General features: G+C 73.0%; 5 protein-coding genes. 3 read left to right on the top strand and 2 right to left on the bottom strand.

Features of this window, described 5'->3' with window-relative positions:
* Positions 1 to 3,675, bottom strand: coding sequence for a nitrate reductase subunit alpha (locus ACFYNP_RS18585; RefSeq protein WP_388786472.1), 3,675 nt, complete (start codon positions 3,673 to 3,675; stop codon positions 1 to 3).
* A gap of 291 nt (positions 3,676 to 3,966) precedes the next feature.
* On the opposite strand from ACFYNP_RS18585, the gene ACFYNP_RS18590 reads away from it, so the two are divergent.
* Positions 3,967 to 4,701, top strand: a complete 735-nt coding sequence (locus ACFYNP_RS18590) for a YwiC-like family protein (protein WP_388406555.1) — start codon at positions 3,967 to 3,969, stop codon at positions 4,699 to 4,701.
* A 32-nt stretch (positions 4,702 to 4,733) separates the two neighbouring features.
* Here the strand turns inward: ACFYNP_RS18590 and ACFYNP_RS18595 are convergent, their stop codons facing one another.
* Positions 4,734 to 7,625: a YbhN family protein gene (locus ACFYNP_RS18595; protein ID WP_388786475.1), complete on the bottom strand. Its 2,892-nt coding sequence runs from the start codon at positions 7,623 to 7,625 to the stop codon at positions 4,734 to 4,736.
* A gap of 221 nt (positions 7,626 to 7,846) precedes the next feature.
* Here ACFYNP_RS18595 and ACFYNP_RS18600 point away from each other — a divergent pair, with 221 nt between their 5' ends.
* Together ACFYNP_RS18600 and ACFYNP_RS18605 are read left to right on the top strand one after the other, a co-directional pair.
* A complete protein-coding gene (locus ACFYNP_RS18600) occupies positions 7,847 to 8,245 on the top strand; it encodes an MGMT family protein (protein WP_388406558.1) in 399 nt (132 codons plus the stop codon).
* 161 nt (positions 8,246 to 8,406) lie between these two features.
* Entirely contained in the window at positions 8,407 to 11,778 is a 3,372-nt protein-coding gene (locus ACFYNP_RS18605; protein ID WP_388786478.1) for an ATP-dependent helicase, read from the top strand.
* The last annotated feature ends 54 nt before the right edge of the window (positions 11,779 to 11,832 follow it).

The raw sequence follows: 11,832 nt of genomic DNA on the forward strand, positions 1-11,832 counted from the left end.
TCAGTACTCCACCTTCTGGTCGCGGCGGCGGATGACGGTGACCTCGTCGCGCTGGTTTCCGGTCGGGCCGAGGTAGTTGAACGCCCACGTCAACTGGGCGTAGCCGCCCACGAGATGGGTGGGCTTGAGCATGATCCGGGTCAGCGAGTTGTGGATGCCGCCGCGCCTGCCGGTCTTCTCCGTCTTCGGCATGCCGACCGTGCGCTCCTGGGCGTGGTTCATGTAGACCGTGCCGGCGGGCATCTTGTGCGAGACGATCGCGCGGGCGGTGACCACGCCGTTGCGGTTGACGGCCTCGATCCAGTCGTTGTCGCGCACGCCGATCGCGTCCGCGTCCTCGGGCGACATCCAGATCGTCTGGCCGCCCCGGCCCAGCGTCATCATGTAGAGGTTGTCCTGGTACTGGCTGTGGATCGCCCACTTGTTGTGCGGGGTGAGATAGCGGACGGCGACCTGCTTGCCGTCCGTCGAGCCCAACTCGGGCTCCCCGTACAGGCGGTGCATGTCCAGCGGCGGCTTGTAGACCGGCAGCGCCTCGCCGACCTCGTGGATCCAGTCGTGGTCCAGGAAGAAGTGCTGGCGGCCCGTGAGGGTGTGCCAGGGCTTGAGGTGCTCGGTGTTGACGGTGAACGCGGTGTAGCGCCGCCCGCCGGACTCGCTGCCCGACCACTCCGGCGAGGTGATCACCGGGACCGGCCGCGCCTGGGTGTCCGCGAACGTGATGCGCTTGCCCTCGGCCTCGGCGGCCAGGTGGGCCATGTGCTGCCCGGTCTTCTTCTCCAGGGTCTCGAACCCCTGGGTCGCCAGGCGCCCGTTGGAGGTGCCGGACAGCGACAGGATCGCCTCGCAGGCGTGCTGGGCGGTGTCCAGACGCGGCCGCCCCTCGGCGACCCCCTTGCGCACCAGGCCGTTCTTCTCGCCCAGGTACGCGATCTCCTCGGCCACGTCGAAGGTGATCGCCTTGGTGGTGACGCCGAGCCTGTCGACGAGCGGGCCGAGCGCGGCGAACTTCTCGCCGACCGCGCCGTAGTCCCGCTCGACGACCGCCAGGTTGTACATGGTGCGCCCCGGCACCGGCTCGCACTCGCCCTTCGACCAGTCGAGCGCCACACCGCCGGGCTGGGCCATCTCGCCGCCCGGGGTGTCGTGCTGGAGGGCGGTCGCGACCACGTCCCTGCGCACCCCGAGGTGCTCCTTGGCCAGCTCGCCGAAGCGCGCGGCCATCGCGTGGAAGGCGTCGTAGTCCGAGCGGGCCTGCCACGGCGGGTCCACGGCCGGGGTGAAGGCGTGCAGGAACGGGTGCATGTCGGTCGAGGAGAGGTCGTGCTTCTCGTACCAGGTGGCGGCGGGCAGCACGACATCGCTGAGCAGCGTCGTGGACGTCATCCGGAAGTCCATGGCGAGCAGCAGGTCGAGCTTGCCCTCGACGTCCTCCTGGTGCCAGGTCACGTCGCGCGGGGCGCAACGGGGGCCGTCGTCCGGCAGGTTGGAGTGCGTGCCGAGCAGGTGCTTGAGGAAGTACTCGTTGCCCTTGGAGGACGAGCCGAGCAGATTGGCGCGCCATACGTTCAGGACGCGCGGCCAGTTGTGCGGGGCGTCCGGGTCCTCGCCCGCGAAGCCGAGCCGCCCCGCCTTGAGTTCGTCCACCACGTGCTGGACGGGGTCGTCGGCCTCGCCGAGCTCCAGGGGGTTGCGGTCGAAGGTCGGGTACGACGGCATCCAGCCCATGCGGGCCGAGGCGGCCAGGCAGTCGGCGCCGGTCATGCCCTCGAAGCGGCCGTCGCCGAGGGGCGAGGCCAGCGCCTCGGTGGGCAGCGTGTCGTAGCGCCACTGGTCGGTGTGCAGATAGAACCAGCCCGCGCCGATCATGTGCCGGGGCGGCCGGGTCCAGTCGGAGGCGCTCGCGAGGGTGGCCCAGCCGGTGACCGGGCGGCACTTCTCCTGCCCGACGTAGTGGCCCCAGCCGCCGCCGTTGCGGCCCTGGCAGCCGGTCAGGGTGAGCAGCGCGAGGAAGGCCCGGTAGATGGTCTCGGAGTGGAACCAGTGGTTGGTGCCGGCGCCCATCAGGATCATGCAGCGGCCCTCGGACTTCTCCGCCGTGTCCGCGAACTCCCGTGCCACGCGCGCCACTTGGGCCGCCGGTACGGAGGTGAGGGTCTCCTGCCAGCCGGGCGTGCCCGGGGTGCTCGCGTCCTCGTACGAGGCGGGCCACGTGCCGGGCAGACCTGCGCGGCCGACCCCGTACTGGGCCAGCATCAGGTCGTACACGGTGGTGACGGCGCGGCCGCCGACGCGGCGGACCGGGACCCCGCGGCGTACGACGCCCTCGGCGTTCTCGGCGGTCTCCTCGAAGCGGGGCAGCACGACCTCGGCGGTCTCGCCCCCGCTCTCGCCCAGCAGGGTGAGCCGGGGCACGGTGTCGCCGAGGTCCAGGTTCCACTCCGGTGTCGAGCCCCAGCGGTGACCCAACGTGCCGCTCGGGACGACGGGTCGACCCGTGGCGTCGTCGATGAGCACGGTCTTCCACTGTGCGTTCTCGGAGTCCTCGCCGAGATCGGCGGCGGTCACGAACTTGTGCGGAACAAGGCCTTCCTCGGTCTCCTTCAAGGAGACCAGGAAAGGAAGGTCGGTGTACTTCCGCACATAATCCGTGAAGAACGGAGTCTGCCGGTCTACGAAGAATTCCTTGAGGACGACATGGCCCATGGCGAGGGCGAGGGCGCCGTCCGTGCCCGGGTGCGGATGCATCCACTCGTCGGCGAACTTGGTGTTGTCCGCGAAATCCGGGGAGACGGTGACGACCTTCTGGCCGCGGTAGCGCGCCTCGGTCATCCAGTGCGCGTCGGGGGTGCGGGTGACGGGGACGTTGGAGCCCCACATCATCAGATAGGCCGCGTCCCACCAGTCGCCCGACTCCGGCACGTCCGTCTGGTCGCCGAAGACCTGCGGGGAGGCGACGGGCAGGTCCGCGTACCAGTCGTAGAAGGAGAGCATCGGCGCGCCGATGAGGGAGTGGAAGCGGGCGCCGGCCGCGTGCGAGGCCATCGACATGGCGGGGATGGGGGAGAAGCCGGCGACCCGGTCGGGGCCGTGCTCCTTGACGGTGTGGACGTGGGCGGCCGCGACGATCTCGACGGCCTCCTCCCAGCTCGCCCGCACCAGGCCGCCCTTGCCGCGCGCCTTCTGGTACCGGCGGCGCCGCTCGGGGTCGCCCTGGATGTCGGCCCAGGCCAGCACCGGATCGCCCAGGCGGGCCTTGGCCTCGCGGTACATCTTGAGGAGCTCGCCGCGGACGTGCGGGTAGCGGACGCGGGTGGGGGAGTAGCTGTACCAGGAGAAGGAGGCGCCGCGCGGGCAGCCGCGCGGTTCGTACTCGGGGCGGTCGGGGCCGACGGAGGGGTAGTCGGTGGCCTGGGTCTCCCAGGTGATGATGCCGTCCTTGACGTACACCTTCCAGCGGCAGGAGCCGGTGCAGTTCACGCCGTGCGTCGAGTACACGACCTTGTCGTGGCTCCACCGGTCCCGGTAGAAGGCCTCGGCCTCCCGGCCGCCGGTGCGGTGCACGGTCCGCAGGTCGTCGGAGACCTCGGCGCGGGTGAAGAAGCTGCCCGCCCGCACGAGTGCGTCGGCAACGCCGCGGTCGCGCTGTTCCTTCTGCTGCGGCTTCTGTTGCAACGGAAACTCCTCCGGCCCGGAAAAAGAATGTGGCGGGCCTTTCCGGACGGGTTGTCGGGAAATGCGGACGCCTCCGGACGGCCACCAACGAGCCTACGCCCGCCATTTCTTGGAACCCGGGGACTTTGGTCCCAGTGGGCGGTGACCTAATTCCGCAAATGTCCCGGGGGTGGCCTGAGAAACTGATTACGGCGCCGGATCCGCGGAGCGCCTAGTACTTTTGGTCATTTTCGGGAAAACGGAAAGGCGGGCCGTCGTGACCGTCGTGCGTGTCGTGGACGGGGCGAACGCGTGAGCCGGAGCCGGTGGCTGCCGAACCAGCACGGGGCGTGGGCGATGCTCGCCGTGCCGTTCCTGGCCGGTACGTTCCTGGGCCACCCGCGCCGGGCGCATCTGCCCCTGCTCGCGGCCTGGCTCCTCGGCTACCTGGCGGTGTACCACGCCCAGCAGTGGCTGCGGCTGACCCGGATCTCGCGCAACCCGAAGGCGCCGCGCCGCCATGTCCGCCCGGCGTGGGTCTTCGGCTCGGCCGGGGCCGCCTTCGGCCTCTGGTCGGCCGCCCCGCACCCGTGGCTGCTCCTGGCGGGCGCCTGCGCGACCCCCTTCATCGCCATCAACTCCCTTTACGCGTACGCCAATCGGGAACGGTCCCTGCTGAACGGGGTGGCGGCGGTGATCCCGGCCTGCGGCATGCTGCTGGTCGCACTGCGGCTCGGGGGCGGCTCGTGGGGTGCGGGGGTGGCCCCGGCGCTGGCGTGCCTGCTGTACTTCGGCGGCACGGTTCCGTACGTGAAGACGATGATCAGGGAGCGGAACTCGCGGGCGTACTACCGGGGTTCGGTGGCGTACCACTGCGTGGCGGTGGTGGTGGCGGCGCTGCTGACCCCCTGGCTGGCGGCCCCCTTCGCGGTCTACCTGCTGCGCGCTGCCCTGCTGCCCGGCCGGGGCCTGAAGGTGGGCGTCGTGGGAGCGGTGGAGGTCCTCTGCTCGCTGGCCCTGCTGGGGGCGGTGCTGGTGGCCTTCTAGGGGTGGTCCGCTTCCCGTGCGGGCCGCTGGCCCTACAACTGGCCCTTGCGCGTGAGGTAGTTGAAGCACAGCCACCCCGGCAGCACCGGCAGCCAGAAGGTGAGCAGGCGGTACAGCAGCACCGCGGAGGTGGCGGTCTCGGCCGTCATGCCCGCGATCGTCAACGCCGTGGACAGCGCCAGCTCGACCGCCCCCACACCACCCGGCGTCGGCGCCGCCGAACCGAGCGCGTTGGCCGTCAGGAAGACGACCGCCACGCTCGCGTAGCTCAGCGTGTGCTCGCTCCCCGTACCGAAGGCCCGGATGGACGCGTCGAGGCACATCACGAACACGCCGGTCAGGAGCAGCATCCCGCCGATCCCGGTGATGAGCTTCTGCGGCCGCTGGAGTACGTCCAGCATGCGCGGCACCACCCCCGCGAACAGCGAGCGGACCCGGCTGACCACGAACTTCCGCAGGAACGGGACCGCCGTCACGACCAGGATCAGGACGGCCGCCGTGAGCAGCCCCGCGATCACCGTGCGGGACGGGGACAGCTCCGAGGTCTGCTCGGTTCCGGTCACGTAGCCGAAGATCAGCAGCAGCGAGATGTGCGAGGCGAGTCCGAACAGCTGCGACGCGCCCACGCTCGCCACCGCGAGCCCCGGCCGTACCCCCGCGCGCTGGAGGAAGCGCGTATTGAGGGCGACACCGCCGACCGCGGCCGGCGCCACCAGCTTCACGAAGGAGCCCGCCACCTGCGCCACCACGGCCCGCCAGAACGGCACCCGCTCCGGCACGAAGCCGAGCAGACTGGCCGCGGCGGCGGGATAGGACAGCGCCGAGAACAGCACGGCCGCCGCCACCCAGCCCCACTGCGCGTTGGCGACCAGATCGCCGAACTTGATGTTGGTGAGCTGCACCAGCAGGAAGTACGCGGCGAATGCTCCCGCCACAAAGCTGATCAGCGTCTTCATCTTGATGCGCTCAAGACGGACCGGCTCCACCGGAGCCTGCGGCCGGATCAGCAGCACCTGGTGGCGGATCTGGGTGAGCAGATCGTCCTCGTGCGCCTCGTCGAGCGCCTCGTCGATGGCCACCTTCTCGGCCTTCTTCTCCGCCTTGACCGCCTTGCGGTCGTCCGGCGCGGCCACGGCCTCGGGGTGCGCCGCCGCCTCCTTCGCGGCGGCTGCCTCCGCGGCCTTCGCCTCCCTGGCCGCGTCCGACGCCTCCAGGACCGCCTCGCGTTCGCGCTGCGCCTGCTCGCGGCCGAGCCTGCGCAGGGTGGCACGGGTGGAACGCGGCAGCGCGATGGGCTGGAGCAGCGGGAGGCTGTCGGCGACCGCGTCCGGGCCGAGCACGTCGAGGGCCGAGGCCACCGAGCGCTCGGCGCCGACCCGCAGGCCGAGCGTGGTGAGCAGCTGGGCGATGTCCATCCGCAGCACGATGTCGCCGGCCGCGATCTCGCCGCCGCGCAGATCGGTCACGATCACCCGGCCCGCACGGTCCACCAGGATCGCGTCGCCGGCCAGCCTGCGGTGGGCGATCCGCCGGGACTGGAGCGCCTCCACCTGACGCCAGGTCTCGCGCAGCAGATCGTCGGTGATCTCCTGGTCGTCCAGGGAGTCGAGGGAGCGGCCGCCGGTGTGCTCGTACACCAGCATCACGGCGTCCGGCCCCAGCTCGGAAGTGGCGATCAGCTTGGGCGCGTTCGCCCCGGCGGCGATCGCCGCGTACGCGAGGAGCGCCTCCTGCTCCAGGGCCTGTCTGAGGGACTGGATGGAGCGGCGGGTGGTGATGGAGCGCAGGGTGAGGCGGCGCCAGACCCGGTAGAAGAAACCCTGTGCCTGCTGCTCGCGGTCGACGACCGTGACGTCGAGGGGCGGGGCGTCCCGCAGGGTCACCAGATAGCGCCGGCCCCGCTCGCCCTGGTCGAGGGAGTCCGGTACGTCCTCGGCGCGCAGCGCGGTCACGGGGTCGAAGCCGACGTGTCTCAGGCCCGCGAGCAGGGTCTGTCCGGTGGGCCGCACGTTGGGGGAGCCGACCGCGTAGAGCGTGCCGTACGCGACCGTCCAGCCGATCAGGATCGTGACGATGATCGAGAACGGGGTGGTCTGCGCGCCGACCAGCACCGCGAAGGAGTTGAGCAGCAGCACCGCCCACAGCGCGACCCGCCACCGGGGCCTGCGGGCCATGCCGACCGCCGTCATGTAGGCGATGACCGGGGCGAGATAGCCGTGCACGGGGTCGGTGAGGCCGCCGGACGTGGTCTGCCGGGTCAGCGCCTCGGTGATCGAGCCGGGCGCGGACTTGGCGACCCAGAGGTCGGTCGCGAGGGCCACGCCGTGCGCGAGCACCGCGGCGAGCACGCCGTCGGCGATCCGCAGGCCGTCGCGTTTGATGAGCCGCTCGATGGCGAAGGCGACGGGCAGCACGAGCACGGCGATGCTGGAGGCGAGGCCGGCGAGCCGGATCAGGACGTCCGGGGTGCCGGTGGTGCCCTTGGTGATGTCGTCTTCCAGACCGGACGTGGTGCCGTGGGCGAACGCGGCGATGGCGAGGACGACGGCGATCGCGAGGACACCGGTGAGCAGCCGGAGCAGGTCCGAGGGACGGTGCACGCGTGCGGGCAGCAGCGGTTCGTCCACGGAGACGCGTTCGATGGAGCCGGAGGTGTCGTCGCACAGGGTGGCGCCGCCGCCCGTGCCGCACTCCGCAGGCCCTGGCCCGGCGGGCCCCTCGGGCGGCTCGGAGGGGCCGACGGGTTCGGCGGCCGCCGGCCCGCCGTGGCTCTCGGTGCCCTTCTCGGTGCCTTCGGAACCGGTTCCGTGGCCGGCCCGCGCCCCCGGTGTCCCGGCCTCGTCCGCCGGCCCGGGAGCCTCGGACGAGTCGGGCTGCCGCCCCGTTCCAGGGGTGCTGCTTGCCGCCGCCTCGGGTGGCTGCACGCCCCGCTCCTTCGCTGGCTCGTCCGTCTTGTCTCTGTCTCGTATCACCGCTCACCGCCCGCATGATGGTGGCATGTCCAGAGATCCCAGGGGGGCATCAGGGTGCATTGCCGGGGCGCGCGCGGTGTGAATTGCGCCCCTTCGTCGCTCCGCGACCGCACCACACCCGCAAGGGGACGGAGCCGGGGCGACTGTCGGTGGCGTGCGGCAGTATGGAGCGGATGAGCCAGGAGCAGCGGGAGCGGGCGGACGAGGCACCGCCCGAGCTTCCCGAGTACGCGGAACGGGTCCTCGACGTCGCCGAGCGGATCCCGCCCGGCCGGGTGATGACGTACGGGGACGTGGCGGAGTGGCTCGGCGAGGGCGGCCCGCGCCAGGTCGGCCGCGTCATGGCGCTGTACGGCAGCGCGGTCCCGTGGTGGCGCGTGGTGCGCGCGGACGGCGCCCTGCTGCCCGGGCACGAGCTGCGTGCCCTGGAGCACTACCGGGACGAGACCACACCGCTGCGCGAGGCGGGCCGGTCCGCCGAGGGCCATCTGCCGCGGCTCGACATGCGGCGGGCGCGCTGGGACGGCTCCGGCGCGGCGGGCGGACTCGGCGGCGGGGCGGCTCATACCTGACAGCTTCCGCCATCCGGCCACGCCGGGGGCGGCCTGAGGACCGTACGGATGACTCGCTGCGTTCCGGGCACGGTTCGGCGTACCGTCGAGGGTCCGCACCGACCGCGCGGGCCCCGTAAGCACCATCACGACCAGCACACCCACCAGGACCGGCGATCCACGTGAACTCCTCCTCCACCGGGCGTACGGCGTACCACCAGGTACGCCGGGCGGCCCCCGGCGCGTACCGGCTGGTGCGTACCCTGCCGGACCCGGTGGAGCCCCCTCTCCTTGACGCACCCCAGCGCAGGGTGGTTGACCACCGCTCGGGTCCGCTTCTCGTGCTCGCGGGGCCCGGCACCGGCAAGACCACCACCCTGGTCGAGGCGGTCGCGGCGCGGGTGGCGGCCGGCGCGGATCCCGAGCGCGTCCTGGTGCTCACCTTCAGCCGCAAGGCCGCGGTCGAACTCCGCGACCGCATGGCGCTGCGGCTCGGCGCCGGCGCCAAGAGCCCGCAGGCCACCACGTTCCACTCGTACTGCTACGCCCTGGTGCGCGCCCACCAGGACGCCGAGCTGTTCCGCGAGCCGCTGCGGCTGCTCTCGGGTCCCGAACAGGACGTGGCCGTACGCGATCTGCTCGCCGGGCAGATCGACCTCCAGCGCACCGGGCTCGCCCATGTGAGCTGGCCCGACGAACTGCGGGCCTGCCTGACCACGCGCGGCTTCGCCGACGAGGTGCGCGCGGTGCTCGCCCGCAGCCGTGAACTCGGCCTCGGCCCGGCCGCGCTCGCCCGCTTCGCCGAGCGCGCGGGGCGCCCGGACTGGAAGGCGGCCTCCGCGTTCCTCGCCGAGTACCTCGACGTGCTCGACCTCCAGGGCGTCCTGGACTACGCGGAACTCGTGCACCGCGCGGTGCTGCTGGCCGAGCGCATCGAGCTGCCCTCCTACGACGCGGTGTTCGTCGACGAGTACCAGGACACCGACCCGGCCCAGGTGCGGCTGCTGCGGGCGCTCGCGGGAGGTGGGCGGACGCTGGTCGCGTTCGGCGACCCGGACCAGTCGATCTACACCTTCCGCGGCGCCGACATCAACGGCATCCTCGACTTCCCCGACGCCTTCCCCCGCGGTGACGGCCGCCCCGCGCCCGTCGAGGTGCTCACCACCTCGCGCCGCTCCGGCACCGCGCTCCTGGACGCGACCCGGCTCCTGACCCGCCGGATGCCGCTGCCGCGGCTCCCCGTCGAGCAGGTCCGCGCGCACCGAGAGCTGCGGCCCACCCGCACCGGCGGCCGTGTCGAGACGTACACCTACCCCACGGCCTCCACCGAACTGGACAACATCGCCGACCTGCTGCGCCGCGCCCACCTCGAAGAGGGCGTCCCCTGGCGGGAGATGGCGGTCCTGGTCCGCGCGGGCACCCGCGCGATCCCCGCGCTGCGCCGCGCCCTGACGACGGCGGGCATCCCCGTGGACACCTCCGGCGCGGACACCCCGCTGCGCGACGAGCCCGCTGCCGGGCCGCTGCTCGCGGCGCTGCGCGTGGTGGCCGAGGCCGCGTCGAAGGAGGCCGCCCCCTCGCATGAGGCCGCCCCGGACGCCTCCGCCCCCGACGCCCCCGCCCCGGTCAGCCTCGTCCACCCCCGAAGGGGCCCGGCGAACCCGCCCGCCGCGGCCCCCGCCTGGCTCGACCCCGAGACCGCGCACACCCTGCTCACCTCACCGCTCGGCGGCATGGACACCGCAGACCTGCGGCGCCTGGGCCGGGCCCTGCGCGACGAGGAGCGGGCCGCGGGCACCCGCCTCCCGGCCCCTTCCGACGTGCTGCTCGCCCGCGCGCTCGCCGAGCCCGAACGCCTCGTCGCGCACGACCCCTCCTACGCCCGTGGCGCCCAGCGTCTCGGCGCTCTGCTGCGCAAGGCCCGCGAACTCCTGGCGGGCGGCGGCACCGCGGCCGAGGCGCTGTGGGAGCTGTGGAACGGGACGCCCTGGCCGGGGCGCCTGGAGCGCGCGGCGCTGCGCGGCGGGGCGGGCGGCCGGGCCGCCGACCGCGACCTCGACGCGGTGTGCGCCCTGTTCGACACCGCGGCCCGCGCGGAGGAGCGCACCGGCGGCCGGGGCGCGCTCAACTTCCTCGAAGAGGTGGAGGCGCAGGACATAGCGGCCGACACCCTGACCCGCCGGGCCGCCCGTCCCGAAGCCGTACGCGTCATGACCGCGCACCGCTCCAAGGGCCTGGAGTGGAGCCTGGTCGTGGTCGCCGGGGTGCAGGAAGGGCTCTGGCCCGACCTGCGCCGCCGCGGCTCGCTCCTCGAAGCCGACCGGATCGGGCGCGACGGCCTGGCCGAACCGCTCACCCCGGGCGCACTCCTCGCCGAGGAACGACGCCTCTTCTACGTCGCGGCCACCCGGGCCCGCGACCGTCTGGTGGTGACCGCGGTCAAGGCTCCGGCGGACGACGGCGACCAGCCGTCGCGCTTCCTCACCGAGCTGGGCGTCGAGCCCCGCGACACCACGGGCCGCCCGCGCCGTCCGCTCGCGGTGGCGGCGCTCGTCGCCGAGCTGCGCGCCACCACCGTCGACCCGGCGGCCTCCGACGCGCTGCGCGAGGCCGCCGCCGAACGCCTGGGCCGGCTCGCCGCGCTCACCGACGACGAGGGCCAGCCTCTGGTCCCGGCCGCGCACCCGGACCGCTGGTGGGGCCTGCACGAGCCGACCCGCTCACAGGTCCCGCTGCGCGACCGCGAGCTGCCGCTGGCCCTGTCCGGCAGCGCCCTCGACCAGCTCGCCAACACCTGTGCGCTGCAATGGTTCCTGGGCCGAGAAGTGAAGGCGGACGCGCCCGCGACGGCCGCCCAGGGCTTCGGCAACGTCGTTCACGTGCTCGCCGACGAGGTCGCCTCCGGCCGTACGCCGGCCGACCTGGCCGTTCTGATGGAACGCCTCGACTCGGTGTGGGACGCGCTCGCCTTCGACGCGCCCTGGAAGTCCGTCCAGGAGAAGCAGAACGCGCGCGCCGCCCTGGAACGCTTCCTCCAGTGGCACACCCTGGACCGCGCGGGCCGCACCCCGGTCGCCACGGAACACGGCTTCGACGTGACGCTGGAGGCGGGGGAGTACGAGGTCCGCATCCGGGGCTCCATGGACCGGGTCGAGAAGGACGTCGAAGGCCGCGCGTACGTGGTCGACTTCAAGACCGGCAAGCAGCCGCCCACCGCCGCCGAGGTCGCCGCCCACCCCCAGCTGGCCGTCTACCAGCTGGCGGTCAGGGAGGGCGCCCTGGACGAGGCCTTCGACGGCCACCGCCCCGACTCCGGCGGCGCCGAACTGGTCCACCTGCGCCAGGCCGCCCCCAAGCGCGAGGGCGGCGACGCCCACCCCAAGGTCCAGTCCCAGCAGCCCCTTGAGGGCGCATGGGTGGGCGACCTCCTGGCCACGGCCGCGGGCAAGGTCCTGGACGAACACTTCACCCCGACCCCGGGAACGCACTGCACGCACTGCACGTTCCGCTCGTCGTGCACGGCCCAGCCGGAGGGGCGGCAGGTGGTGGAGTAGGGGGCCCGTAGCCCGAGCGGGCTCCGGCGCACCCGGGGTTCCGGGGCACGCTCC

Origin of the sequence: Streptomyces sp. NPDC006691 (assembly GCF_042869955.1) — a bacterium.
Taxonomy (GTDB): domain Bacteria; phylum Actinomycetota; class Actinomycetes; order Streptomycetales; family Streptomycetaceae; genus Streptomyces.